The organism is Ensifer sesbaniae (assembly GCF_013283665.1).
Classification (GTDB): domain Bacteria; phylum Pseudomonadota; class Alphaproteobacteria; order Rhizobiales; family Rhizobiaceae; genus Ensifer; species Ensifer sesbaniae.
In genome coordinates this window covers 1,575,291-1,600,086 of the sequence record NZ_JABEKU010000001.1, presented here as the reverse complement: position 1 = coordinate 1,600,086, position 24,796 = coordinate 1,575,291, and the positions used below count along the sequence as shown (strand labels likewise).

Annotated in this window: 22 protein-coding genes; 13 read left to right on the top strand and 9 right to left on the bottom strand. The window is 62.2% G+C overall.

Translation table 11 applies throughout. From position 1 onward, the window contains the following. Positions 1-203: 203 nt before the first annotated feature. From topA to rpmG, 6 genes are all read left to right on the top strand, one after another. Positions 204-2,870, top strand: a complete 2,667-nt coding sequence (topA, locus tag BHMPCIPO_RS07680; RefSeq protein ID WP_173516207.1) for a type I DNA topoisomerase — start codon at positions 204-206, stop codon at positions 2,868-2,870. Positions 2,871-2,872: 2 nt separating this feature from the next. Further along, on the top strand, positions 2,873-5,245 hold the full coding sequence (gene rnr, locus BHMPCIPO_RS07675) for a ribonuclease R (protein WP_173516206.1): 2,373 nt from the start codon (positions 2,873-2,875) through the stop codon (positions 5,243-5,245). Between the two features lie 25 nt (positions 5,246-5,270). After that, on the top strand, positions 5,271-5,726 hold the full coding sequence (locus BHMPCIPO_RS07670; RefSeq protein WP_173516205.1) for a DUF983 domain-containing protein: 456 nt from the start codon (positions 5,271-5,273) through the stop codon (positions 5,724-5,726). Next, complete coding sequence (locus BHMPCIPO_RS07665; protein ID WP_173516204.1) at positions 5,723-6,424, top strand: NUDIX hydrolase; 702 nt, start codon at positions 5,723-5,725, stop codon at positions 6,422-6,424. Before BHMPCIPO_RS07670 ends, BHMPCIPO_RS07665 begins: the two co-directional genes overlap by 4 nt. Positions 6,425-6,437: 13 nt before the next feature. After that, the gene (locus BHMPCIPO_RS07660; protein WP_173516203.1) at positions 6,438-7,622 is read left to right on the top strand and encodes an MFS transporter; all 1,185 of its coding nucleotides are present in this window, start codon (positions 6,438-6,440) and stop codon (positions 7,620-7,622) included. A 93-nt stretch (positions 7,623-7,715) separates the two neighbouring features. Further along, positions 7,716-7,883, top strand: coding sequence for a 50S ribosomal protein L33 (gene rpmG / locus BHMPCIPO_RS07655; RefSeq protein WP_034795357.1), 168 nt, complete (start codon positions 7,716-7,718; stop codon positions 7,881-7,883). Between the two features lie 582 nt (positions 7,884-8,465). Here rpmG and BHMPCIPO_RS07650 read toward each other — a convergent pair. Together BHMPCIPO_RS07650 and BHMPCIPO_RS07645 are read right to left on the bottom strand one after the other, a co-directional pair. After that, positions 8,466-9,833, bottom strand: a complete 1,368-nt coding sequence (locus BHMPCIPO_RS07650; RefSeq protein ID WP_173516202.1) for a PleD family two-component system response regulator — start codon at positions 9,831-9,833, stop codon at positions 8,466-8,468. Between the two features lie 17 nt (positions 9,834-9,850). After that, on the bottom strand, positions 9,851-10,222 hold the full coding sequence (locus tag BHMPCIPO_RS07645) for a response regulator (protein WP_003537642.1): 372 nt from the start codon (positions 10,220-10,222) through the stop codon (positions 9,851-9,853). A 156-nt stretch (positions 10,223-10,378) separates the two neighbouring features. On the opposite strand from BHMPCIPO_RS07645, the gene BHMPCIPO_RS07640 reads away from it, so the two are divergent. After that, entirely contained in the window at positions 10,379-10,648 is a 270-nt protein-coding gene (locus BHMPCIPO_RS07640; protein WP_173516201.1) for a DUF3572 domain-containing protein, read from the top strand. A gap of 77 nt (positions 10,649-10,725) precedes the next feature. Beyond that, the gene (locus tag BHMPCIPO_RS07635; RefSeq protein ID WP_312032984.1) at positions 10,726-11,292 is read left to right on the top strand and encodes a hypothetical protein; all 567 of its coding nucleotides are present in this window, start codon (positions 10,726-10,728) and stop codon (positions 11,290-11,292) included. Positions 11,293-11,309: 17 nt separating this feature from the next. On the opposite strand, the gene BHMPCIPO_RS07630 is transcribed toward BHMPCIPO_RS07635, so the two are convergent. After that, positions 11,310-11,894 carry a GNAT family N-acetyltransferase gene (locus BHMPCIPO_RS07630; RefSeq protein WP_173516199.1) on the bottom strand — a complete coding sequence of 195 codons (585 nt, stop codon included), beginning with the start codon at positions 11,892-11,894 and terminating at the stop codon, positions 11,310-11,312. A 66-nt stretch (positions 11,895-11,960) separates the two neighbouring features. On the opposite strand from BHMPCIPO_RS07630, the gene BHMPCIPO_RS07625 reads away from it, so the two are divergent. Continuing rightward, on the top strand, positions 11,961-13,253 hold the full coding sequence (locus BHMPCIPO_RS07625) for a DNA polymerase IV (RefSeq protein ID WP_173516198.1): 1,293 nt from the start codon (positions 11,961-11,963) through the stop codon (positions 13,251-13,253). A 113-nt stretch (positions 13,254-13,366) separates the two neighbouring features. Further along, entirely contained in the window at positions 13,367-14,599 is a 1,233-nt protein-coding gene (locus BHMPCIPO_RS07620; RefSeq protein ID WP_173516197.1) for a L,D-transpeptidase family protein, read from the top strand. A 97-nt stretch (positions 14,600-14,696) separates the two neighbouring features. On the opposite strand, the gene dnaE is transcribed toward BHMPCIPO_RS07620, so the two are convergent. Continuing rightward, positions 14,697-18,194, bottom strand: a complete 3,498-nt coding sequence (gene dnaE / locus BHMPCIPO_RS07615) for a DNA polymerase III subunit alpha (RefSeq protein WP_173516196.1) — start codon at positions 18,192-18,194, stop codon at positions 14,697-14,699. A 415-nt stretch (positions 18,195-18,609) separates the two neighbouring features. Here dnaE and BHMPCIPO_RS07610 point away from each other — a divergent pair, with 415 nt between their 5' ends. Both BHMPCIPO_RS07610 and BHMPCIPO_RS07605 read left to right on the top strand, forming a co-directional pair. Further along, positions 18,610-19,182, top strand: a complete 573-nt coding sequence (locus BHMPCIPO_RS07610; RefSeq protein ID WP_173516195.1) for an FG-GAP repeat protein — start codon at positions 18,610-18,612, stop codon at positions 19,180-19,182. 80 nt (positions 19,183-19,262) lie between these two features. Continuing rightward, positions 19,263-19,730 (top strand): DUF5680 domain-containing protein, encoded by a 468-nt coding sequence (locus BHMPCIPO_RS07605; RefSeq protein ID WP_173516194.1) that lies wholly within the window; start codon positions 19,263-19,265, stop codon positions 19,728-19,730. 143 nt (positions 19,731-19,873) lie between these two features. On the opposite strand, the gene BHMPCIPO_RS07600 is transcribed toward BHMPCIPO_RS07605, so the two are convergent. Genes BHMPCIPO_RS07600 through proS form a run of 3 tightly spaced genes read right to left on the bottom strand, consistent with a single transcriptional unit; the run spans position 19,874 to position 23,235 of the window. Next, the gene (locus tag BHMPCIPO_RS07600; RefSeq protein ID WP_173516193.1) at positions 19,874-20,560 is read right to left on the bottom strand and encodes an ABC transporter ATP-binding protein; all 687 of its coding nucleotides are present in this window, start codon (positions 20,558-20,560) and stop codon (positions 19,874-19,876) included. Between the two features lie 16 nt (positions 20,561-20,576). After that, complete coding sequence (locus BHMPCIPO_RS07595; protein WP_173516192.1) at positions 20,577-21,887, bottom strand: lipoprotein-releasing ABC transporter permease subunit; 1,311 nt, start codon at positions 21,885-21,887, stop codon at positions 20,577-20,579. Between the two features lie 19 nt (positions 21,888-21,906). After that, complete coding sequence (gene proS / locus BHMPCIPO_RS07590; protein WP_173516191.1) at positions 21,907-23,235, bottom strand: proline--tRNA ligase; 1,329 nt, start codon at positions 23,233-23,235, stop codon at positions 21,907-21,909. Positions 23,236-23,645: 410 nt separating this feature from the next. Between proS and BHMPCIPO_RS32550 the strand changes: the two genes are divergently transcribed. Beyond that, positions 23,646-23,933, top strand: a complete 288-nt coding sequence (locus BHMPCIPO_RS32550; RefSeq protein WP_210266601.1) for a hypothetical protein — start codon at positions 23,646-23,648, stop codon at positions 23,931-23,933. Between the two features lie 55 nt (positions 23,934-23,988). Here the strand turns inward: BHMPCIPO_RS32550 and BHMPCIPO_RS07585 are convergent, their stop codons facing one another. Both BHMPCIPO_RS07585 and mce read right to left on the bottom strand, forming a co-directional pair. Next, a complete protein-coding gene (locus BHMPCIPO_RS07585; RefSeq protein ID WP_173516190.1) occupies positions 23,989-24,258 on the bottom strand; it encodes a DUF1467 family protein in 270 nt (89 codons plus the stop codon). A 127-nt stretch (positions 24,259-24,385) separates the two neighbouring features. Next, on the bottom strand, positions 24,386-24,790 hold the full coding sequence (gene mce, locus BHMPCIPO_RS07580; protein ID WP_173516189.1) for a methylmalonyl-CoA epimerase: 405 nt from the start codon (positions 24,788-24,790) through the stop codon (positions 24,386-24,388). Between the last annotated feature and the right edge of the window lie 6 nt (positions 24,791-24,796).

Here is a 24,796-nt window from a genome sequence, read left to right as displayed (position 1 = left end):
CGGGGAAGCGAGGGACACCTATTGCAGATTGCAGACGCCATGCAATCTTGTGTGAGTTGCATCGCCTCCTCTCATCGTTATTTTGGGTGAACCCTCTTGACCCCGCACGAATCCCTGTCCATTTCGGGGCATCGATACAAGGCGACACACGGCGCTGACAGCGCTGACGCCCGAACCAGAACCGGTTGTCTCAAAAAATGACGATGAATGTTGTAGTGGTGGAGTCGCCTTCCAAGGCAAAGACGATCAACAAGTACCTCGGGCCTGGCTACAAGGTGCTGGCTTCGTTCGGCCATGTGCGCGACCTGCCGGCGAAGGACGGTTCGGTCCGTCCGGACGAAGACTTCGAAATGTCCTGGGAGGTCGACGGCGCCTCGGCGAAGCGCATGAAGGATATTGCCGACGCCGTCAAATCCTCCGACGGCCTCATTCTCGCAACCGACCCGGATCGCGAAGGCGAAGCCATTTCCTGGCACGTGCTCGACCTCTTGAAGAAGAAGAAGGTGCTCGGCGACAAGCCGGTCAAGCGCGTCGCCTTCAACGCCATTACCAAGAAGGCCGTTCTCGAAGCGATCGCCCATCCGCGCGACATCGACATCTCGCTGGTCGACGCCTACCTGGCGCGCCGCGCGCTTGACTATCTCGTCGGCTTCAATCTCTCCCCGGTGCTCTGGCGCAAGCTTCCGGGCGCCCGCTCGGCCGGCCGCGTGCAGTCCGTTACGCTGCGGCTCGTCTGCGACCGCGAAGCCGAGATCGAGCGCTTCGTCTCGGAAGAATACTGGAACATTTCGGCACTGCTGAAGACCCCGCGCGGCGACGAGTTCGAGGCTCGCCTCGTCTCGGCCGACGGCAAGCGCCTCGCGCCCAAGGCGATCGGCAACGGCGAAGAAGCGAACCGGCTGAAGACCCTGCTCGACGGCGCCGCCTATGTCGTCGACAGCATCGAGGCGAAGCCCGTCAAGCGTAACCCATCGCCGCCCTTCACCACCTCGACGCTGCAGCAGGCGGCATCCTCCAAGCTCGGCTTCTCGGCCTCGCGCACCATGCAGGTCGCGCAGAAGCTCTACGAAGGCGTCGACATAGGCGGCGAGACGGTCGGTCTGATCACCTATATGCGTACCGATGGCGTGCAGATGGCGCCGGAAGCGATCGAGGCCTCGCGCAAGGCGATCTCCAGCCAGTTCGGCGATCGTTACCTGCCCGAGAAGCCGCGCTTCTATTCGACCAAGGCGAAGAACGCCCAGGAAGCGCACGAAGCCATCCGCCCGACCGATTTCAATCGTACGCCGGACCAGGTTCGCCGCTTCCTCGACGGCGACATGCTGCGGCTCTACGACCTTGTCTGGAAGCGCGGCATCGCGAGCCAGATGGCATCCGCCGAGATCGAGCGCACGACGGCAGAAATCACCGCCAACAATGGCGGCAAGACCGCCGGCCTGCGTGCCACCGGCTCCGTCATCCGCTTCGACGGTTTCATCGCCGCCTATACGGATGCCAAGGAAGACGGCGAGCAGAGTGACGACGGCGACGAGGATGGTCGCCTGCCGGAGATCAATGCGCGCGAGAACCTCGCGAAGCAGAAGATCAACGCCTCGCAGCACTTCACCGAGCCGCCGCCGCGCTACTCGGAAGCGAGCCTGATCAAGAAGATGGAAGAGCTCGGCATCGGCCGGCCTTCGACCTATGCCGCCACGGTCACGACGCTGCTCGACCGCGACTACATCACCAACGACAAGCGCAAGCTCGTGCCCCAGGCCAAGGGCCGGCTGGTGACGGCGTTCCTGGAGAGCTTCTTCACGCGCTATGTCGGCTACGACTTCACGGCGTCGCTCGAAGAGAAGCTCGACCAGGTCTCGGCCGGAGAGGTCAACTGGAAAGATGTCCTACGCGACTTCTGGAAGGATTTCTTCGCACAGATCGAAGAAACCAAGGAACTGCGTGTCACCAACGTGCTCGACGCACTGAACGAGGAATTGGCGCCGCTGGTCTTCCCGAAGCGCGAGGACGGCGGTGATCCGCGCACCTGCCAGGTTTGCGGCACCGGCAAGCTGTCGCTGAAGCTCGGCAAGTATGGCGCCTTCGTCGGCTGCTCGAACTATCCGGAGTGCAACTTCACCCGCCAGCTTTCCTCCGAGAGCAACGGCGACCAGGAAGCAGCAGTCTCCAACGAGCCGCAGGCGCTCGGCAAGGATCCGCATACCGGCGAGGAGATCACGCTGCGCAGCGGCCGCTTCGGCCCCTATGTCCAGCGTGGCGACGGCAAGGAAGCCAAGCGCTCGAGCCTGCCGAAGGGCTGGACGCCGTCGACAATCGACCACGAGAAGGCCGTCGCCCTCCTGTCGCTGCCGCGCGACATCGGCGCGCATCCGGAAACCGGCAAGATGATCTCGACCGGCCTCGGCCGCTACGGACCGTTCGTGCTGCATGACGGCACCTATGCCAATCTCGAATCGATCGAAGACGTGTTCTCGATCGGCCTCAACCGCGCCGTGTCCGTTCTTGCCGACAAGCAATCGAAGGCCGGCGCCGGGCGTGGCCGCACGGCAGCTGCCGCGCTCAAGGAACTCGGAGATCACCCGGAAGGCGGCGCGATCACGGTGCGTGACGGGCGCTACGGTCCCTATGTCAACTGGGGCAAGGTCAACGCCACCCTGCCCAAGGGCAAGGATCCACAATCGGTAACGGTCGAGGAGGCGCTTGCGCTGATTTCGGAGCGCGCCGCCAAGGGCGGAACGACGAAGGCCAAGGCAGGCAAGGCCAAGACGACCAAGGCAGCGGCAAAGTCCGAGGATGGCGCCGCGAAGACGACCAAAGCCAAGGCACCCGCCAAGAGCAAGACGAAGACGGCCGCCAAGGCCAAGAAGGGCTGATTTTGACCAGAATACCGCGCGACCCGACCGAACAGTCCGGCAAGAGAAGCATGGGCAAGAAGCATGCTCGCGCGGCAAAGGCCGGATCGGCCCAGCCAAGCGAACCCATCATTCACGGCGCGGTTCCGCCGCGCGACGTGCTGATGCGCTTCATCGCCGAAAACCCGGATCGCGCCTCCAAGCGCGAGATCGCCAAGGCCTTCGGGCTCAAGGGCGAAACTCGTGTCGAGCTCAAGACGCTGCTCAGATCGCTGGAAGAGGACGGCCTGGTCGGGAAGAAGCGCAAGTCGCTGGTGCGTCCTGGCGCCCTGCCCCCCGTTGCCGTGCTCGACATCACCATTCGCGACGTCGACGGCGAACTGATCGGCCGGCCGGCCGAGTGGCTTGACGACGACGGCGTCGCCCCGGCTGTGTTGATCAAGCAGTCGGCCGTCGGCAAGGCCAAGGGCAAGGTTCCGGTCGGCGGCCTCGGCGACCGCGTGCTCGCCAAGATCTTCCCCGCGAAGGATCGCGGCGGTCCCGCCTATACGGGACGCATTATCAAGATCTTGGACAAGCGCAAGGAGGCCGTGCTCGGCGTCTTCCGCGCGACACCGGGCGGTGGCGGCCGACTGATGCCGATCGACAAGCGCGGCGAGGAAGTGCTCGTCGATCCGGAGTTCACCGGCAACGCCAAGGACGGCGATCTGGTCGAAGTACAACTCGCACGGCTCGGCCGTTACGGTTTGCCACGTGCCCAAGTGCAAAACGTCATCGGCTCGGTGGCCTCGGAGAAGGCGATCTCGATGATCGCGATCCATGCGCACGGCATACCCCACGTCTTCCCGGAGCGGGTGATCGAGGAGGCGAACGCCGCCGGTCCTGCCACCATGGCGCATCGCGAAGACTGGCGGACGCTGCCGCTCATTACCATCGACCCGGCCGATGCGAAGGATCACGACGACGCCGTTCATGCCGAGCCGGATCCGTCCGAAGACAATCCGGGCGGCGTCATCGTCACGGTCGCGATCGCCGACGTCTCCTATTATGTCCGGCCGAAATCGGCGCTGGACCTCGAGGCGCTGAAGCGCGGCAACTCGGTCTACTTCCCCGACCGGGTGGTGCCGATGCTGCCCGAACGGATATCCAACGATCTCTGCTCCCTGAAAGAAGGCGTCGATCGTCCGGCACTGGCCGTGCGCATGCGCTTTTCCAGGGAAGGCCGCAAGGCCGGGCACACCTTCCACCGCATCATGATGAGAAGCGCGGCGAAGCTATCCTACCAGCAGGCGCAGGCGGCCATCGACGGCAACCCGGATGACAAGACCGGGCCGATCCTTGACACGATCCTGAAGCCACTCTGGGAGGCTTATCGCATCCTCACGCGCGGTCGCGACCGGCGCCAGCCGCTCGAACTCAACATGCCCGAGCGCAAGATCATCCTGAAGCCCGACGGCACGGTCGACCGTGTCTTCGTTCCCGAACGCCTCGATGCCCACAAGCTGATCGAGGAGATGATGATCCAGGCAAACGTCGCTGCGGCCGAGACGCTGGAGCAGAAGCGCCAGGTGCTGATCTACCGCGTGCACGACCAGCCGTCGCTCGCCAAGCAGGAGAGCCTGCGCGAATTCCTGGCAACGCTCGACATCTCGCTCGTCAAGGGCGGCAACATGCGCTCGAACCATTTCAACGGCGTTCTTGCCAAGGCCGAAGGAAAACCCTTCGAGACGATGGTCAACGAGATGGTGCTCCGCTCGCAGAGCCAGGCCATCTACAGCCCCGAGAATATCGGGCACTTTGGCCTGAACCTCTTGAAATACGCGCATTTCACCTCGCCGATCCGGCGTTATGCCGACCTCATCGTCCACCGGGCGCTGGTTGCCTCGCTCGGCCTCGGTGAAGGTGGACTGACGCCGCAGGAAGAGGGCGTGCTCGACGACATCGCCGCCGAGATCTCGACATTCGAGCGCCGCGCCATGGCAGCGGAACGGGACACCGTCGACCGGCTGATCGCGCATCATCTGAATGGCCGCATCGGCGAGGAATTCGAGGGCCGCGTCTCCGGCGTCACCAAGGCGGGACTCTTTGTCACCCTGCCCGCCTATGGCGCCGACGGCTTCGTTCCGATATCTACGCTCGGACGCGACTACTTCATCTACGATGAGGCGCATCAGGCGCTCTCCGGCGAAAAGACCGGGCTCGGCTATCGCCTCGGCGATCCAGTGCGCGTCAAGCTCGTGGAGGCCGTACCGCTTGCAGGTGCGCTGAGATTCGAGATGCTGAGCGAGGGGCGCAAGATGCCGACGGCGACGCGCTCCTTCCACAAGTCCGGCCGGCGCGACCGCAACGGAGCACGCAAGCAGCCGGGAACACGGCCGCCGAGAGGCCGGCGATAGGTTCCCGCAAGGCAGAGGATTAGGCATGAAAGCAGCGGCAGGCGAAACACTTCAACTGGGCAGCGGCGAAAGCGACGAGCGCTCGGTTGGCCTTTCGATGAAGCGCGGCTTTCTCGGCCGCTGTCCGGCCTGTGGCAGCGGCAAGCTGTTTCGCGGCTACGTCAAGTCCGTCGATGCCTGCGCCGCCTGCGGCGAGCGCATGGACCATCATCGTGCCGATGACTTCCCGCCCTATATCGTCGTGACGATCGTCGGACACCTCGTGCTTGCCGGCTATATGATGACCGACCTGATCCTGCCGTTGACGACGTGGCAGCATCTGGCGATCTGGGCGCCGATCACCCTGATCAGTTCGCTGCTGCTGCTGCAGCCGGTCAAAGGTGCCGTCATCGGCCTGCAATGGGCGCTCAGGATGCACGGTTTCGGCGGTCACGAAGACGCGCCGGAAGATGTCCTGCCCCCGCGAGACGACAGGGCATGACGTCTGCGCGGAGCCCGGGCGGCCGGGAACGCCAGCGTCCCGCGACTGTCAGACCGCGGGACGCGGCCTCCGTTATGCTGCTCGACCGCGAAGGGGAGCGCGTGCGGGTTTTGATGGGCAAGCGGCACAGCGCCCACGTCTTCATGCCGGATCTCTATGTCTTCCCCGGTGGACGGCGCGATGCCGGAGACCACCGCATCAGTTTCGGTTCCGACCTGCACCCATCGGTCCTGCATGCGCTGAAGACGGCCGGCACACGCCAGCTGACCGACGCACGCGCCCGCGCGCTCGCCCTTGCCGGACTGCGCGAGCTCTACGAAGAGGCCGGCATCGCCGTCGGCCAACCGGCTCCTTCGGCCGCCGCGCCGGTTCCCTTTCTTCCCGATCTTGCAAAGTTGCGCTATATGGCTCGGGCCATCACCCCTCCGGGCCACGCGAGGCGGTTCGATACCCGCTTCTTCGCCTTGTTTGCGGATGAGGCCGGGATCGATCCGACACGCTTCCTGGACAGCCGGGAGCTTCAGGATTTGCAGTGGATCGATGTGAACGATTCTCCGTCTCTACGGATACCCGACATCACCGCCATCATACTTGCGGATCTCAGAAGCAGTCTCGACTCCGATCCGTCGCTCCCCTGTGAACGAGCGGTGCCACTCTATGCCCCGCGCCGTGGGCGCCTCGTCCGCACGTTGCTCTAAGGACCTTCGTCTGATGTCACAACCGTCGCCCGGTACAGCTGCACCGGTTGAGGATATTCACTGGCGGTCGCTGATCGCCGCCGTTGCCGCCATCAGCGCCGTTGGCATCGCCATCGGCCTCGGCCTGCCGCTGCTCTCCATCATCATGGAGAAGCGTGGGATTTCCTCGACGCTCATCGGGCTCAATTCGGCGATGGCCGGCCTTGCCTCGATGGCGGCCGCACCGTTCACCACAAAGGTCGCCCATCGCCACGGCGTCGCGCAGACCATGTTGTGGGCCGTGCTGGTCGCCGCCACGAGCGCCTTCGGCTTCTATTACATCACCAACTTCTGGCTCTGGTTTCCGCTGCGTGTGGTCTTCCACGGTGCCATTACCGTGCTTTTCATCCTCTCGGAGTTCTGGATCAACGCGACTGCACCGCCAAGCAAGCGCGGCTTCGTGCTCGGCATCTACGGCACGATTCTTTCGCTCGGTTTCGCCACCGGTCCCCTGCTCTTCTCCATCCTCGGCAGCGAGGGGATCCTCCCCTTCGTCGTCGGCGCCGGCGTGATTCTGCTTGCCGCCGTGCCGATCTTCCTGGCGCGTGACGAGAGCCCCGTCATCGACGAGAAGCCCGAGCGGCATTTCCTGCGCTACGTCTACCTCGTTCCGACGGCCACGGCCGCCGTCTTCATCTTCGGCGCGGTCGAATCGGGCGGGCTTTCGCTGTTCCCGGTGTTCGGCACCCGGTCCGGCTTCACCGAATCACAGGCCGCACTGCTGCTGACGGTGATGGGCATCGGCAACTTCATCTTCCAGATCCCCCTCGGCATGCTGTCCGATCGGGTGAAGGACCGGCGCACGCTGTTGTCCGCGATGACGGTCATCGGCCTCATCGGCGCGCTCTGCCTGCCGATGCTGGCCGAAAGCTGGTTCCTCATGGCGGTCGTGCTGCTTTTCTGGGGCGGTTGCGTGTCCGGACTCTACACCGTTGGCCTCAGCCACCTGGGGTCTCGCCTGCAGGGCGCGGATCTTGCGGCCGCCAATGCCGCCTTCGTGTTCTCCTACGCGGTCGGCACGGTCGCTGGCCCGCAAGTCATCGGCGCCGCGATGGACGTCACCGGCGACAACGGCTTCGCTTGGGCGATCGCCGGCTTTTTCGCTCTCTATGTCGCGCTTTCGGTGGTCAGGATCGTTTTGAATCCAAAACGGCCTTGACTTTTCGGCCGCGATTTGTAGTTTCGCGCCAACCTTGCCCGTGGCCCGCAACCGGTTGTCCACGGCTTTCATTGTTACAAAGGCAGGACGACCATGGCAAAAGCCACCACCATCAAGATCAAGCTGCTTTCGACAGCCGACACGGGTTTCTTCTACGTCACGACCAAGAACAGCCGTACGATGACGGAGAAGATGACGAAGACCAAGTACGACCCGGTCGTCAAGAAGCATGTCGAGTTCAAGGAAACCAAGATCAAGTAAGATCGGCCGTTTCCCGGGGATCAAAGGGCGCCGACCGCGAGGTCAGGCGCCCTTTCCTTTTGCACGCTTGAGCATGGAGCTTAGGCTTTCCGCGACCGCGGCAACCGGCCAGTTGACGGCCGAAAGGCATGCCGTCCCGCGCCTCCCGCCTCGTCTCCAAAGCAGAAACGCCGCCCCAGGGATGGGACGGCGTTTCGGAAAAGGGGGTCGGCTGGCCTCTGACTGCGGCACGAGGATTCCGCAGGCGTCAAAAGCCAACCGACCGACCCCACGACCCAGGAGATGCGGCGGACCTGAGCATCATGGGGTAAGCAAAATGTTAGGAGGCGATGCCTCCTTGTTCATCAGCATCACCTGAAAATGGAAAAAAATCAACGAATTCTTAATGCGCGAAGCGGTGCCGCTAAGCGCATGGTTAATTCTGTATCAGACTGAGACAGGCACGCGGCCTGGGCGCCGCGGCTACCCAAACTCCCCGGTAGCAGCGACTGCGGCGAGAATACAACTTTAGATGCAGCCCGCAAGAGGCGGCCCCAAGAAATTCACCGCGGCACGGAGCGTCCGGATTGGACGGCCAAATGCTCAGGCGGCCGCCGCCACCACACGATTGCGGCCCTCGTTCTTGGCTTGGTAGAGTGCCGTATCCGCGCGCTTGAGCAGAGCCTCGGCCGTATCGGCATCCGGCCTGAGCGTCGCGATTCCCATCGACGCCGTTACCTTCAAAACGCCGTCCGCCTGCGGTACCGGGAACGGCAGGCTTTCGATAATCAGGCGTAAGCGCTCGGCGACGCCGGCCGCCATTTCGGCCGACGTATCCGGCATCACGACGACGAATTCCTCCCCGCCGAAACGACAGGCAAGATCGGCCCCACGCACTGTCGTGCGAATGCGATTGGCGAACTCCCGCAGCACTTCGTCGCCGGCATCATGGCCGTAGGTATCGTTGACCTGTTTGAAACGGTCGATGTCCGTCATGCAGATGGACAGCGGCCGGCCGCGCGCCGCAGCCCGATCCATCAGCAGTTTCAGGTGAGTGTCGAAATAGCGGCGGTTGTGCAGGCCCGTCAGGCCATCGGTGACGGCAAGTTCGATGGTCTGCTGCACACTCGCGCGCAGCCTGTCATTGCAATGCTTGCGCCGGATCTGGGTCATGGAGCGAGCGATCAGTTCATTCGGATCGACCGGCCGCATCAGGTAATCGGTCACGCCGAGATCGAGCGCGCGCACCACCATCTCATCGCTGCCCTGCTCCGCGATCAGCAGGATGGGGATGAAGCGCGTCCGTTCCAGCGAGCGCAACTGCGAACACAGCCGCAGAGGATCGTAGTCGTCGAAGTTCGCGTTGACGATGACCAGGTCGAAATTGTTCTCGGCCGCTTCGAAGAGTGCCGCCTGCGGATCGGAAATCACCGAGACATCCGCGATCGGCGCAAGCGCGCGCTGCAACCTCTCCTGTGACGAGCCACGGCCATCGACCAGCAGAACATTGCCCGGCTCGTCCGGGCGGTCCGCGCGGCCGACGTCCTCGAGGCCGATGGTCTGCGCCGTCTGGGCGCGCAGGCGCAGTTCGTCGCTGACATTCTTCAGCCGCACCAGGCTCTTCACGCGCGACATCAGTTGGAGATCGTTGACGGGCTTCGTCAGGAAGTCGTCGGCGCCAGCCTTCAGGCCGCGCACGCGATCCGACGGCTGATCGAGCGCCGTCACCATGACCACCGGAATATGTGCCGTGCGCGAATTCGCCTTCAGTCGTTCGCAGACCTCGAAGCCGTCGAGCCCGGGCATCATGATGTCGAGCAGCACGAGATCGATGGGCGTCTTCTCGCAGAGCGCCAGCGCCGAATAGCCGTCATTGGCCGTCAACACATCGAAATATTCGGCGAGCAGCCTGGCCTCGAGCAACTTCACATTGGCCGGAACATCATCAACGACAAGAATACGCGCAGTCATATCAATTTTCCCGCCGCTCAGGCATCGCCCAGGTAGGTTTTGATCGTTTCTATGAACTTCGGTACGGAAATCGGCTTGGAAACATAGGCTTCGCATCCACCCTGGCGGATGCGCTCCTCGTCTCCCTTCATTGCAAATGCGGTAACGGCGATGACAGGAATGACGTGCAATTCATCGTCTTCCTTCAGCCATTTGGTCACTTCCAGACCGGACACTTCCGGCAACTGGATATCCATGAGAATGAGATCGGGCCGGTGCTTGCGCGCGAGTTCGAGCGCCTCCATGCCGTTGCGCGTCTGGATCGTCGCATAGCCGGAAGCCTCAATCAGGTCGCGGAACAGCTTCATGTTCAGCTCGTTGTCCTCAACAATCATTACCTGTTTGGGCATGTCGATCCCTTGCTGTCCATCGTCACCTTGCAAGTCTCCTCAAGACATTTAACTTGCAGAGCCGACGACTCGACCCATTTCCTCAACTTCAGAGATAGGCCTATTTGGTTGAAAAATAGGTAACTCCGCACGTAAAAACCATACGGGGACGAAGCATTGAAGAGCGCTGACGAAATCGCCATCGACATCCTCGCCTGGCTCGCCAATGAACCTGAGCTTCTGTCCCGCTTCCTGGCGCTGACGGGCACCGATCCCACGGCTTTGCGCAGCGCCATCGCCGATCCCGGCTTCATGGGTGGTCTCGTCGCCTTTCTCATGGACCACGAGCCGACGCTGATGGCATTCTGCCAGGCGACCGGTACGGCGCCGGAAGATGTGGTGCGCGCCCATGCGGCGCTTTCGGGCCATTCAGGTTTTGAGGATTGAGCGTGCCAGGCGCGTCCACGGGCGACCGCGTCCAGCTTCGAAAGCGCCCGCTGATCGTCAGCGACATCGACGAGGTCGTGCTCGAATTCATCAATCCGTTCAAGGCCTTCCTTGAAAGCTGCGGCCACGCTCTGTTGCCCCGATCCTTCCGTTTGACCGGCAACGTCGTCGATCGTACGAACGAACGACCGCTGGCGGATGCGGAGGTCAAAGCCCTGCTTGATTCCTTCTACGGGACGCAGGATCGCTGGCAGACGCCGGCCGCACAGGTCGTCGAGACCTTGGCCGCGCTGTCGAAGGAAGCGGACATCGTTTTCCTCACCGCCATGCCACCCCATCACGTCGCGATCCGGCGCGCCTTGCTCGACCGGCTGGGCCTTCCCTACCCGCTGCTGGCCTCCGAGAAGCCGAAGGGGCCGATCGTGCAAAAGCTGCACGCCGAACGGTCGGTTCCGCTGGTCTTCGTCGACGACATTCTTCGCAACCTGCAGTCGGTCCAGCGCCATGCGCCGTCCTGCCTGCTGATCAACCTGATGGTTAACGCGGAGTTCCGCGCGCTCGCCCCAAAGCCGGACGCCGGCGTCCGCACGGCCGCTGACTGGCCGGAGGCCGCGGCGGCCATTCGTTCGTATTTCGCGGGCTAGTTCAGCGCCGGTTCCCATCAGTGCAAATCCAATCGCATCAGCGGCCTGCCATCCTTGCGCCGCGCCACGACGTCGAATCCCGCAGCCTCGAAGACCGTCGTCGCGCCGACCCAAAGGGCGACCGACCTTGACTGTTTGGCGTGATCGATCGGACAAGCGTCGAGATAGCGCGCGCCACCTGCCCTGGCGTGGTCGATCGCGGCGCGCACGAGTTGATGGCTCAAGCCCTTGCCCCGTAGTTTCGACTGCATGAATAGGCAACTCAGCGCCCAGATCGTCGGATCGGTCGCCTCGCGGTCCTGCAGCGGTCGCGCGACCGTGCGCGGCGAATTGAACTGCGGAACATCCTGGCGAGGACCAACCTGAACCCAGGCCACCGGCCTTCCCTCGAAATAGCCGAGGATTCCGGGCGGCGGCGCCGCTTCGATGCGTGCCTTGATAAACGCCTTGCGCTGCCTCGCCGGCATCGCCGTTCGGATGGAATGCGGCAGGCGCAACGCGGTGCACCAGCAACCGCCATAGGCACCGTTCGGCTCAAAAAGCTGTTCGAAATCCGCCCAACTATCCGCCGTCACGGGTGAGAACTGGAGTGTGATTTCCAACAGAGCCTCCCTTGAGACTCACCAGCCTAGAGCGTAAGGTCGCGATGTTCAATATTTGTTCCCGATATGCCCGACAGCGCTGCTCAATCTCCAGGCTTCTGCCGCGACTGCCTCAAGGAACAGGCCGGTGGCGCGCGGCGCTGCACGGCCTGCGGCAGTCCACGCCTGCTACGCCACAGCGAGCTCTATGATCTGACATTGGCGCATATCGATTGTGACGCCTTCTACGCGTCGATCGAAAAACGCGATGATCCGGAACTTGCCGACAAGCCGGTGATCATCGGCGGCGGCAAGCGCGGTGTGGTGTCCACTGCCTGCTACATTGCCCGCATTCACGGCGTACGTTCGGCCATGCCGATGTTCAAGGCGCTGGAGGCCTGCCCACAGGCCGTGGTCATCAAGCCCAACATGGAAAAATACGCGCGTGTCGGCCGCGAAGTCCGCACGCTGATGCAGGAGTTGACGCCGCTGGTGCAGCCGCTGTCGATCGACGAGGCCTTTCTGGAACTCAAGGGTACCGAGCGACTGCATCACGATCCGCCGGCGCGTACGCTCGCGCGCTTCGCCCGACGTGTCGAGCAGGAGATCGGCATCACCGTCTCCGTCGGCCTCTCCTACTGCAAGTTTCTCGCCAAAGTGGCTTCCGACCTGCAGAAACCGCGCGGCTTTTCCGTCATCGGCCAGGCCGAGGCGCTGGAGTTCCTGAGGGAAAAACCGGTCACGCTGATCTGGGGCGTCGGCAAGGCTTTCGCCAATACCCTGGAACGCGACGGCGTGCGCACGATCGGGCAATTGCAGACAATGGAGGAAGCCGATCTCATGCGCCGCTACGGCACCATGGGACAGCGGCTCTTTCGCCTGTCGCGCGGGCTCGACGAGAGAGCGGTCGAGATCGACGGCGAAGCCAAGAGCGTGTCCTCCGAGACGACGTTCAATGACGATATCGCGCGTTACGACGATCTCGTGGTGCATCTCCGGCGCCTTAGCGAGCAGGTAGCGCATCGGCTGCGAAAGTCCGAACTCGCCGGCCAGACCGTCGTTCTGAAACTGAAGACGGCCGACTTCAAGATCCGTACCCGCAACCGGCGACTCGACAGCCCGACACGGCTCGCCGACCGCATCTTCCGCACCGGGCTGCAACTCCTGGAAAAAGAGGCGGACGGCACGAAGTACCGCCTGATCGGGATCGGCGTCAGCGATCTCTCAGCCCCGGATCTTGCCGATCCGCCCGATCTGGTCGACCCCGCGGCAACCCGCCGGGCCGCGGCCGAAGACGCCATGAACAGGCTGCGCGACAAGTTCGGCAAGGCCAGCGTCGAGACCGGCTATACCTTCGGCACCCGGAAACGCGATCCCTGAACGCGGACACAGCGCGATCACGCAACCTTGATGTGGTACGCACACGGGCTGGATGAATTCTTTAAAGATTGCAGGCTAGGCTCGCTCGCCAAGTCACGTGTTGGGTTGAGTGTATGGTATCGCGTTTCGCTCTCACCGCCAGCTTCGTTGCTCTGCTCTTGTCACCGGCCACCGGGTTTGCAGGCAGTCGCGGGCCGCTACAGATCATCGTCTCGAAAGACCAGCAATCGCTCGTCGTCTATGACGGCGACGCCGTGATTGCGACGTCGCCGGTATCGACCGGCAAGGCCGGCCATGCGACGCCGACCGGCATCTTCTCGATCCTGGAAAAGCGGCGCCATCACAAGTCGAACATCTACTCGAACGCGCCGATGCCCTTCATGCAGCGGCTTACATGGTCGGGTATTGCGCTACACGGGTCCAACCATGTGCCCGACTACCCCGCCTCGCATGGCTGCGTGCGCCTGCCGAGCGCCTTCGCCGCCTCGCTTTACAAGATGACCGAGCGCGGCGTGCACGTGCTGATTTCCGACCGGCAGATAACGCCTGCAGAGGTCAAGAGCGCCCTGCTGTTTCGCCCGGCTCCCTCGGAAGTCCTGCCGCCGCTTTCCGATGTGCCGCTGAGACCCGCAATCAGTCAGGCTGGAGATACGCCGGTCGAAGTCGCGATGACAGAACCGGCAGGTGGAGCGGCGGGCGCAGTCAAATCGACGGCAGAACCGATCCGTATCCTGATCACCCGCAGCGATGCGCGGGACGCCATGCGTGAAGTCCAGGCGTCGCTGGAGTTCCTCGGATACGCACCCGGTACGATCGACGGCCACGCAGGACCGGCGACGATTGCGGCGCTTCGCGCCTTCCAGACGAGCGAAGGGATCGAGAGCGACAGCAAGCTGACGCCGGAGTTGACCGACAGGCTGTTGCGCAAGGCCGGCCGCATGCCGCCGCAGAACGGCAAGATCCTCGTCCGGCAAGGCTTCAAGCCACTGTTCGAGGCGGGGCTCACGATCAACAAGCCGGAGGAAGCGCTCGGAACGCATTTCCTTCAATTCCGCCACAATGAAGAAGAAGGCGCTGAAGGCAAATGGTTCGGCGTTTCGCTCGAGAACCACCTGCCTGCCTCGACGAAGAAGCGGCTCGGCATTTCCATCGACGCCGATCCCTTCGCCTATAACGCAATACAGCGGACGCTGGCGCGGATGACGATATCAGACGATGTTCGCAAGCGGGTCGAGGGCCTATTGGCAGAGGGCTCGTCGCTCTCGATCGCCGACACGGAAAGCGGTCTGGAGACCGGCCAAGGCACCGATTTCATCACCATCACCCGAGCGCGGCCCGGCGACTGATCGTAGGCCTATACGGGAAACGCGAAACAACCACGGGCCGTCGCCGCTCGCCTTGAAGAACCTGCGCGTCCGTTCTGCGCTTCAACAAAGGGAAAGATCAAACCAACTCGACGTCGACGACACCCGGCGCCGAGCGCAGCGCTGCAGCGATCTCCGGCGAGATCCGGAACTTCTCGCTCAGTTCCACCTCGATCTCGCGCTGGCCGTTGTCCTTGATGACGACGAAGGAGACGAGGCCGTCGCCCCTGGTGTTGAGGTGCGAGGCGATCGATTTCAGCGGGCCGGAATCGCGCACATAGACGCGCAGCGCCTTCTGCAGCTGCAGCGATTCCTCCTCCAGCGAGCGCAGGGTCTGGATGCGCAGACCAATGCCTTCCGGCCGCTCTTCGGCGGCAACGGTCATGACGAGCGATTTGCCCGGCTCCAGGAGGTCGCGATACTGATGCAGCATCTCGGAGAAAAGCACGGCCTCGAATTGGCCGGAAGAGTCCGAAAAGGCGATGATGCCCATCTTGTTGCCGGTGCGCGTCTTGCGCTCCTGCTTCGAGGTCACCGTGCCAGCTAAGCGGCCGGCGGTTGCCCCCTTTTTCACCGCGCCGGCGAAATCACCGAAGGTCTGCACGCGCATCTTGGCGAGCAGCGCATTGTAGGTGTCGAGCGGATGCGCGGAGAGATAGAAGCCCAGCACCTGGAATTCGCGATGCAGCTTTTCCGAAGCGAGCCAGGGCGTGTAGGCGGGCAGCGCGATTCGCTCCGGCCCGGTTGCTGCCCCTGCCCCGAACATGTCGCTCTGGCCGCTCGTCTTGTTCTCCTGCGCGCGCTGGGCGAAGCCGAGGATGCGATCGAGCCCGCCGACCAGTTCTGCCCGGTCATAGCCGAAGCAATCGAAGGCGCCGGCGGCGATCAGGCTTTCGAAGACGCGACGGTTGAGAAGCTTGGGGTCGATCCTGAGGCAGAAGTCCTCGAGACTCGCGAAGGGGCGGTCGCCGCGCACCTCGACGATATGCTCGACCGCGGATTCGCCCACGCCCTTGATCGCGGCGAGCGAATAATAGATGCGGCCTTCACCCGTCTGGAAATGCCGGAACGAGGTCTGCACCGATGGCGCGATTACTTCAATGCCCAGCCGCTTCGCATCCTGGCGGAAGTCGTTGACCTTTTCCGTGTTGGACATGTCGAGCGTCATCGACGCCGCCAGAAACTCCACCGGATAGTGCGCCTTCATATAGGCGGTCTGGTAGGAGACGATTGCGTAAGCCGCGGCATGCGACTTGTTGAAGCCGTAATTGGCGAACTTGGCGAGCAGGTCGAAAATCAGGTCCGCCTGCGGCTTCGACACGTCATTCTTGATAGCGCCGTCGACGAAGCGGGCACGCTGCTTGTCCATTTCCTCCTTGATCTTCTTACCCATGGCGCGGCGCAGAAGATCGGCCTCGCCGAGCGAATAGCCCGAGAGCACCTGGGCGATCTGCATCACCTGCTCCTGGTAGACGATAACGCCCTGCGTTTCCTTGAGCAGATGGTCGATCTTCGGATGGATCGATTCGACCTCTTCCTCGCCATGCTTGCGGGCATTGTAGACCGGGATGTTCTCCATCGGGCCCGGGCGGTAGAGCGCCACGAGAGCGATGATGTCCTCGATGCAGTCGGGCCGCATGCCGATCAGCGCCTTGCGCATGCCGGCACTTTCCACCTGGAACACGCCGACGGTCTCGCCGCGCGACAGCATTTCATAGGTCTTCGGATCGTCAAGCGGAATGCTCGCGAGATCGACTTCGATACCGCGCTGCTTCACGAAATCGACCGCGACCTTTAGAACGGTGAGCGTCTTCAGGCCGAGGAAGTCGAACTTGACGAGGCCCGCCTGTTCCACCCACTTCATGTTGAACTGGGTGACCGGCATGTCAGAGCGCGGATCGCGATACATCGGTACGAGCTGCGACAGCGGCCGGTCGCCGATCACGATGCCGGCGGCGTGGGTCGAGGCGTGACGGTAGAGGCCTTCGATCTTCTGGGCGATATCGAGAAGGCGGGCGACCACCGGCTCCTTCTCGGCTTCCTCCTGCAGGCGCGGCTCCTCCTCAATCGCCTTGGAGAGCGGCGTCGGATTGGCCGGATTGTTCGGCACCAGCTTGCAGATCTTGTCGACCTGGCCATAGGGCATTTCAAGCACGCGGCCGACGTCGCGCAGTGCGGCGCGCGCCTGCAGCGAACCGAAGGTGATGATCTGCGCCACCTGCTCGCGGCCATATTTGCGCTGCACGTAACGGATCACCTCTTCGCGCCGGTCCTGGCAGAAGTCGATGTCGAAGTCGGGCATCGAGACGCGTTCAGGATTGAGGAAGCGTTCGAACAGCAGCGAGAAGCGCATCGGATCGACGTCGGTGATCGTCAGCGCATAGGCAACCAGTGATCCTGCACCCGAGCCGCGGCCCGGCCCGACGGGAATATCGTGCTGCTTCGCCCATTTGATGAAGTCGGCAACGATCAGGAAGTAACCGGGAAACTTCATGCGCTCGATAACACTGAGCTCGAAGGCCAGGCGCTCGCGATATTCCTGCTCGCTATAGCCGGGCGCCATGCCAAGCTTGGCGAGACGCTGTTCGAGCCCCTCCTCCGCCTGTCGGCGCAACTCGGCCGCCTCCGCGCGCTCGGCCTCTTCCGGATCCGCGGTGGCGCCGGTAAAGCGCGGCAGGATCGGTCCGCGGGTCTTCAGAATGAAGGAGCAGCGCCGTGCGATCTCGACGGTGTTTTCCAGCGCCTCGGGCAGATCGGCAAAAAGCGCCGCCATTTCCTTGCGGCTCTTGAGATAGTGGTCCGGCGTCAGGCGGAAGCGGCTGTCGTCCGAAACCATGGCGTTGTGTGCCACCGCCATCAGGGCGTCATGGGCATCGTAGTCGGACGGCGACGGGAAGAAGGCCTCGTTGGTGGCAACAAGCGGAATGTCGAACTTGTAGGCAAGGTCGATCATCCGGCTCTCGTGGCGCCGGTCGTAGCCTCCGTGCCGCTGCAATTCGATATAGAGACGATCGCCAAAAAGATCATGCAAGGTTTCAAGGCGCGCCTCGGCCAGCGCCGTCGAGCCAGTCTTCAGGGCCAAGTCCACCGGACCGCCGGACGCGCCTGTCAACGCGATCAATCCGTCCGTACCGTTTTCGGCAAGCCAAGAACGCGTGATCCGGGTCGCCTGATTGCCCTCGCCGCTGAGATAGGCCCGACTCACCAAGTCGACGAGCCGCGTGTAGCCGTCATCCGTCGCAGCGATCAGGACGATTGATGGCAGCTTCGCGAGTTGTTGCGCGTGGCCGCGCCGTTCGCCATCCGCCTCGTCTTCCATGTCGATGGAAAGCTGGCAGCCGGTAATCGGCTGCAGTCCGTCGCCGGCTGCTTTCTGAGAAAACTCAAGCGCGGCAAAGAGATTGTTGGTGTCGGCGATCCCGATCGCCGGCTGATTATCGGCAACCGCCTTGCCGATGACCTTCTTCAGCGGCAGAGCGCCTTCGAGCAGGGAGAAGGCCGAATGAACACGCAGATGTACAAACTGCGGGTCCGTACCAAGCGCCTCGCTCGATGCTGCTTTGCCGTCGTCTGCCATTGTTCGCACCCTGATTCCTGTCCGGTCGGCAGGATATCCCGCTTATCACCCGACATGTCCAGTTTCACCTGACACGTCATCCCCCTTATTCAATCCCGGGGGCGGAAATTGGGAGGTGGGTGGGACGAAATGTCAGCGCTCCTCAGAGGCCGAGCGCGATGAAAGAGATGCTTGCGATGAAAAGGCTCATCGAAGCGAAGGCGGCGAGGTCACGAACAAAATCAGTCATAACATGGCTCCTTTTCCGTTATGTTTTTACTTTGTTCCATTTTTGTTCACTCGTCAAGCGATGCACAGGCGTTCTATTCACGATGGTTAACACGGCAGGCGAATGCCGGTTAACCGGTAAGGAAGCCGCTTGAGGAACGCGCCCCGCCCGCCTATCAAGAGGAACAACCAAGCGGAGCGTTTCGACATGCATGCACGCCTGATTCTACTCTTGCTGTTCCTGTTTCCGGCGGTCGCCTCCGCGACGGAAACGATCGACCCTGCCCGGATTGTCTCCGCCGCAACCGGCGACTGGGATAAGGACGGAGATACGGATCTCGCCCTGATCGTGCGGCCCGCCGAGGGCAGCGACGACGACAACGGCGTCTATGTTTACCTCACAGGCGACAACGGCGCGCTCGGTTTGAAGTCGGTCATCCCGAACAAGATTTGGGGTCAGTTCGATCTTGCCGGGCAAGCGCCTTCGGTCGAGGCGTTGCCGAACGGTTCGTTGATCATCACCAGCCACAACGACGCCATAGGCCGTGACCGCTGGGAACAGAAATTGACGGTGGCATACCGCAACTTCGACTTCGTGGTCGCAGGTTACACCTACTCGTCCTACGATACGCTCGCCCCCGACAACACCGCCCAATGCGACCTCAACGTGCTGACGGGCAAGGGCAAGGCCAACGACAAGCCCATTGCCGTGAAAGGCGAACTCGTCCTCCTCAAGGACTGGCACGACGATCGCGGGCAGAAGGCTTGCGGCATTCAATAACCAGCCATTCGTTCCCTTTATGTTCTTTACAGCTCTCGTGCATTGCGGCATCTTGAGTTCGGAACAGATAGGGAACGATCATGACCGAACTCAAGGGACTCACGGACTTCATCGTAGAGGCCAAAGCCAATGCCTATGTGGGCGGCGGCATGATGCGTGCTTCTTCGCGTCCGGGCTCCCACGACATCGGTTACGAACGTGATCGCTGGCGCTATCTCGACAGCTATTTCGGTGGGACTGACTTTGCCGGACAGGAGACCGTCTGGCAGGGGGAGGAACCCCGCTGGGCAATGAACTACTTCGGCCGCATCATCCGCCCCGATCTCATCGATGGAGAGAAGGCCGGGCTTGTCATCAAGGCTGCGCTGCAGGCGATGTATCAGGAAAAGCGGCACTTCCTCGGCGGCATGGAGTTTCGGCATGCGCATGGCTACTATATCGATAGTAGCCGTGGTGACACCGCACATTTTTCCGGCCACGAAGTCATCTTCGTCGATGGCGAGGAAGCTTACGAACTCGACTATCGCGGCGGTCTGATCAGGCGTTAAGAGCAAGGGCAGAAGACGCGCGTCCATCGAGCCTCAGGGCAGACGCTCCGGGCAACCTAAAGACGCGGGCTGAGCCCGCTTGTCCTGTACAGGTGAAAGACAGCGCGAGGCAACTGACGATCAACAGGCCGGCCGCCACGCGGTCAGTTCATCTCGACAACCTTGCCGTCCTCGATCGTCACACGGCGGTCCATCAAGCCGGCAAGCTCATGATTGTGCGTCGCGATCAGGGCAGCAAGGCCCGACTGGCGCGCCAGCGCCTCCAGCGCTTCGAAGACATAGCCGGCGGTTTCCGGGTCGAGATTGCCCGTCGGCTCGTCCGCAAGAAGCACGAGCGGCACATTGGCGACGGCACGCGCAATCGCGACGCGCTGTTGCTCGCCGCCGGAAAGTTCCGCCGGGCGATGGTCGGCGCGGTGACCGATGCGCATGTAGTCGAGCAGCGCCCTTGCCCGATCGGCGGCCTCAGCCCTGGGCAGGCCGGCGATCAGCTGCGGCATCATGATGTTCTCGAGTGCCGAGAATTCGGGAAGCAGGTGGTGAAACTGATAGACGAAGCCGATCTCGTTCCGGCGGATCGCCGTGCGCCGATCGTCGTCGAGCCCACCACAGGAGACGCCGTTGACGAGCACCTCGCCGCCATCGGGGCGCTCCAAGAGGCCGGCGACGTGCAGAAGCGTCGATTTTCCGGTTCCCGAAGGCGCGACCAGCGCAACCGTCTCGCCGCTTCTCAACGTAAAATCCGCACCCTTGAGGATGGGCAGGTACGTTTCGCCTTCCCCGTAGTGTCGCTCGACGCCGGAAAGCTGCAGTGCCACGCGCGCATTCATTCAGTTGATGTCCTTGTCATTCGTAACGCAGGGCCTGCACCGGATCGAGGCGCGAGGCACGCCAGGCCGGGAAGATCGTGGCGAGGAAGGAAAGCGTGAGTGCCATAACGACGACGAGCACGGTCTCATCGGCATTCATATCGGCCGGGAGCTGGCTCAGGAAATAGAGTTCCGGACTGAAGAGTGTGGTTCCCGAGATCCAGGAGAAGAACTGCCGGATGGATTCGATGTTGAGGCAGACGACGACGCCGAGCGCCACGCCGGCGATCGTTCCCGCCACGCCGATCGCCGCCCCGGTCATGAAGAAGATGCGCATCACCGAGCTCGAAGTTGCGCCCATCGTTCTGAGAATCGCGATGTCGCTGCCCTTGTCCTTCACCAGCATGATCAGGCCCGAGATGATGTTCAGCGCCGCGACCAGCACGATCAGCGTCAGGATCATGAACATCACGTTGCGTTCGACCTCGAGCGCCGAGAAGAAGGTCTTGTTGCGATCACGCCAGTCGGTGATGAAGATCTGCCGTCCCGCGGCATCCTCGATCGGTTGGCGCAGTTCGTCGACGACATCCGGATGCTCGACGAAGATCTCGATCGACTGCGCAAGCCCCTCCGCGTTGAAGAAGAGCTGCGCCTCTTCGAGCGGCATGAAGATGATCGTCGAGTCGTATTCCGACATGCCGATCTCGTAGATCGCCGAGACGGTATAGGCCTTGACACGCGGGTTCATGCCGAGCGGCGTCACGTCACCATTGGGCGAGGTCAGCGTGATCGTTCCGCCGACGCGGATGCCGAGTTGCTCGGCCATGCGCGAGCCGATCGCCACGCCGGAGCCGGAGGCAAAGCCCACCATGTCGCCGGACTGGATGTGGTCGGAAACCGACTTCATCTTGCTGAGATCGTCGGCGCGGATGCCGCGCACCAGGGCGCCAGTGGAACTATCGCCGACGCCCTGGGCCAGGACCTGGCCCTCGACCAACGGGATCGCCATGGTGACGCCCTTGACACCCGAGAACTTGGTCGCCAGTTCCGCATAATTGTTGAGCGGTCCGTCGATCGGCTGGACGATCATATGACCGTTGATGCCGAGAATGCGGGAGATGAGCTCGGTGCGGAACCCATTCATCACCGCCATCACGATGATCAGCGTCGCGACGCCGAGCATGATGCCGATGAAGGAGAAGCCGGCGATGACCGAGATGAAGGCCTCCTTGCGCCTGGAGCGCAGGTAGCGCCAGGCTACCATGCGCTCGAAGGCGGAAAAGGGACGGCTGGAGGACTTTTCAGGCTGCGCTGCGGCCTGCACCTGATCTTGCACCACGGCGGTCATCCTGCCTTCCCTCGCCTCATTACTTCGTTGCGATCAGCTTGTTGATCGCAGCTTCCACGGTCATCGTCTCGCGCTCGCCGGTCTTGCGATCCTTGACCTCGACTTCGCCGTTGGCGACCGAACGCGGACCGACGATGATCTGAACCGGAACCCCGATCAGGTCAGCCGTCGCGAACTTCGCACCGGCGCGGTCGTCCGTGTCGTCGAGCAGAGCATCGAATCCTGCCTTGCCGAGTTCGGAGTAGAGCGTCTCGCAGGCTCCGTCGCAAGCGGCGTCGCCCGCTTTCATGTTGATGATGACGCCGTCGAACGGCGCGATCGACTTCGGCCAGATGATGCCGTTGTCGTCGTGCGAGGCTTCGATGATCGCCGGCACGAGGCGGGTCGGCCCGATGCCGTAGGATCCCATGTGCACGGCGTGCTCCTTGCCGTCGGGGCCGAGAACCTTGGCGCCCATGGCTTCGGAATACTTGGTACCGAAATAGAAGATATGGCCGACTTCGATGCCGCGCGCCGACATGCGATCGCCCTCGGCAATCGCATCGAAGGCTGCCTCATCGTGCATTTCCGATGTCGCCGCGTAGCGCGACGTCCACTTGTCGAAGATCGCCTTGAGGCCGGCGACATCATCGAAGTTGGTTTCTTCGCCGGGGATATCGAAGCCGAGGAAATCCTTGTGGCAGAAGACTTCGGATTCGCCGGTGTCGGCGAGGATGATGAATTCGTGGCTCAGATTGCCGCCGATCGGGCCGGTATCGGCACGCATCGGAATGGCGCGGAGGCCCATGCGCGCGAAGGTGCGCAGGTAAGCGGCGAACATGCGGTTGTAGGCGTGTTCGGCCCCCTCCCGGTCGAGGTCGAAGGAATAGGCGTCCTTCATCAGGAACTCGCGCGAGCGCATGGTGCCGAAGCGCGGGCGGATCTCGTCACGGAACTTCAATTGGATGTGGTAGAGGTTGAGCGGCAGATCGCGGTAGGACTTCACGTAGGAGCGGAAGACGTCCGTGATCATTTCCTCGTTCGTCGGACCGTAGAGCATCGGGCGATCCTGGCGATCCTTGATGCGCAGCATCTCCTTGCCGTAGGCGTCGTAGCGGCCGCTTTCCTGCCAGAGCTCTGCGGACTGCAGCGTCGGCATCAACAGTTCGATCGCGCCCGAGCGGTTCTGCTCCTCGCGGATGATGGCATTGACCTTGTCGAGGACGCGCTTGCCCAGTGGCAGCCAGGTATAGATGCCCGAGGACTGCTGCCGGATCATGCCCGTACGGAGCATGAGGCGGTGGGAAACGATTTCCGCTTCCTTAGGATTTTCCTTCAGGATGGGCATGAAAAAGCGGGACAGGCGCATGACGGGTTCCAGAACTTGATGAACGTCGCACTATCGGCGGATTCGGGCGAAATGACGTTGAACTCCGGTGCCTTCTTTGCCGATAGACTGGCAAGGGCGACCGTCGCTTCTCGGGGGTCGAGCTCTCCATTATCCATCGCCGGCAAAGCCAGCGTGAACCTTTAGGAGCCTTGCGTTCATAGCTGCTTCGCAGGCGGAAGAAAACCCTGCTCTCAGACCATCGCTGGAAAGATCGGAGCCGCTGATTTTGAGGGGGAAGGACCAGCAAAGCCTGCGTCAAAAGAGCACGCTAGTAACAAGATTACGACAGGAATTGTCAACGGGAATATTTTACCCAACTGTAGCAAAAATGCAAAAAAACAGGATGACACAGCTTAATGTTTGGGCTAATTTCGGCTCACAAAACAGGCATGAAGACTAAATTCTTGCCGACTTTCGCGGTCAAGTCTTGGGAGGATAAGATCTTAGGCGCGCTTAGTCGCTGCCGCCGGCAACGGATGAAAGATCACGCGAAACTTGAAAACAAGGCTTTCAGCCTTGTTTTTTTTTGCTTTACGCGATCCAGCGCGATCACGAAGCAGCAGCAAGAATTGAACTATGTCAATTTGGCGACAGTCAACCCCGTGATTGCTCTGGTTCCGGCCACAGCGTCGCGCCGGACGTCATCGCGACGCCGCAATCCAGCCTCGATATCCTGAAAAATCTTCGCTCGCCCTGCGGCTCCGCTCAGCCCATCCGCTCCCGCGGAAACTCTCAATAGAATTTCGGGTAAAACCGCGGAATGGAATCGATGCCGTAGCCAAGTTTGACCGAGACGACATACCAGGCGATCTGGATGACGGCGGAGATGGCGGTGGTCAAAAGCACGACCCGTTTCGCATTGAACTTGGCCGGCGCGCTTTCGACGCTTCCCGGGACGACGCTGTTTTCTTCCGCCTGCGTGCGCACTCCCAAGGGGAGAACGGCAAACAGCGTGATCCACCAGATGATGAAGTAGATGGCAAAAGTTGAAAACAGCGGCATTTCCGGCTCCCGGTGAAGGCAATCGACGTAACGGCCAAAGGCCATTTCGCCGCGACTTCCGCGACATTCTGTCCGCCTTATAGCGCCGCCTGCCCGATCAGACAAACGTGCATCGCGCGGTCAACTGTCACACCTCTTCGAGTTCGATCAGCGTACCCTGGAAATCCTTGGGGTGCAGGAAAAGCACCGGCTTGCCATGCGCGCCGATTTTCGGCTCCCCGTCTCCCAGAACCCGAGCCCCGGCCGCCCGCAGCGCGTCACGCGCCGCGAGGATGTTCTCCACTTCGTAGCAGATGTGGTGCATTCCACCCGAAGGGTTCTTCGCCAGGAAGGCAGCGATCGGCGAGCCTTCGCCGAGCGGCTCCAGAAGCTCGACCTTGGTGTTGGCCAGCGTGACGAACACGACGGTTACGCCGTGTTCCGGCAACGCCTGCGGCTCGGTGACGGATGCACCGAGCGTCGAGCGGTAGCTTTCGACGGCGGAGCCAAGATCCGGCACGGCGATGGCGATATGGTTCACTCTTCCGAGCATTGCGAT

Bases quoted from the DNA above. Each gene is read 5' to 3' on its own strand.
- BHMPCIPO_RS07670 (WP_173516205.1), top strand. From the start codon at position 5,271: ATGAAAGCAGCGGCAGGCGAAACACTTCAACTGGGCAGCGGCGAAAGC.
- BHMPCIPO_RS07605 (WP_173516194.1), top strand. From the start codon at position 19,263: ATGACCGAACTCAAGGGACTCACGGACTTCATCGTAGAGGCCAAAGCC.
- mce (WP_173516189.1), bottom strand. From the start codon at position 24,790: ATGCTCGGAAGAGTGAACCATATCGCCATCGCCGTGCCGGATCTTGGC.
- BHMPCIPO_RS07600 (WP_173516193.1), bottom strand. From the start codon at position 20,560: ATGAATGCGCGCGTGGCACTGCAGCTTTCCGGCGTCGAGCGACACTAC.
- proS (WP_173516191.1), bottom strand. From the start codon at position 23,235: ATGCGCCTGTCCCGCTTTTTCATGCCCATCCTGAAGGAAAATCCTAAG.
- BHMPCIPO_RS07585 (WP_173516190.1), bottom strand. From the start codon at position 24,258: ATGCCGCTGTTTTCAACTTTTGCCATCTACTTCATCATCTGGTGGATC.
- rpmG (WP_034795357.1), top strand. From the start codon at position 7,716: ATGGCAAAAGCCACCACCATCAAGATCAAGCTGCTTTCGACAGCCGAC.
- BHMPCIPO_RS07610 (WP_173516195.1), top strand. From the start codon at position 18,610: ATGCATGCACGCCTGATTCTACTCTTGCTGTTCCTGTTTCCGGCGGTC.
- BHMPCIPO_RS07645 (WP_003537642.1), bottom strand. From the start codon at position 10,222: ATGCCCAAACAGGTAATGATTGTTGAGGACAACGAGCTGAACATGAAG.
- topA (WP_173516207.1), top strand. From the start codon at position 204: ATGAATGTTGTAGTGGTGGAGTCGCCTTCCAAGGCAAAGACGATCAAC.
- BHMPCIPO_RS07620 (WP_173516197.1), top strand. From the start codon at position 13,367: ATGGTATCGCGTTTCGCTCTCACCGCCAGCTTCGTTGCTCTGCTCTTG.
- BHMPCIPO_RS07625 (WP_173516198.1), top strand. From the start codon at position 11,961: ATGCCCGACAGCGCTGCTCAATCTCCAGGCTTCTGCCGCGACTGCCTC.
- BHMPCIPO_RS32550 (WP_210266601.1), top strand. From the start codon at position 23,646: ATGAAGACTAAATTCTTGCCGACTTTCGCGGTCAAGTCTTGGGAGGAT.
- BHMPCIPO_RS07595 (WP_173516192.1), bottom strand. From the start codon at position 21,887: ATGACCGCCGTGGTGCAAGATCAGGTGCAGGCCGCAGCGCAGCCTGAA.
- BHMPCIPO_RS07660 (WP_173516203.1), top strand. From the start codon at position 6,438: ATGTCACAACCGTCGCCCGGTACAGCTGCACCGGTTGAGGATATTCAC.
- dnaE (WP_173516196.1), bottom strand. From the start codon at position 18,194: ATGGCAGACGACGGCAAAGCAGCATCGAGCGAGGCGCTTGGTACGGAC.
- BHMPCIPO_RS07650 (WP_173516202.1), bottom strand. From the start codon at position 9,833: ATGACTGCGCGTATTCTTGTCGTTGATGATGTTCCGGCCAATGTGAAG.
- BHMPCIPO_RS07665 (WP_173516204.1), top strand. From the start codon at position 5,723: ATGACGTCTGCGCGGAGCCCGGGCGGCCGGGAACGCCAGCGTCCCGCG.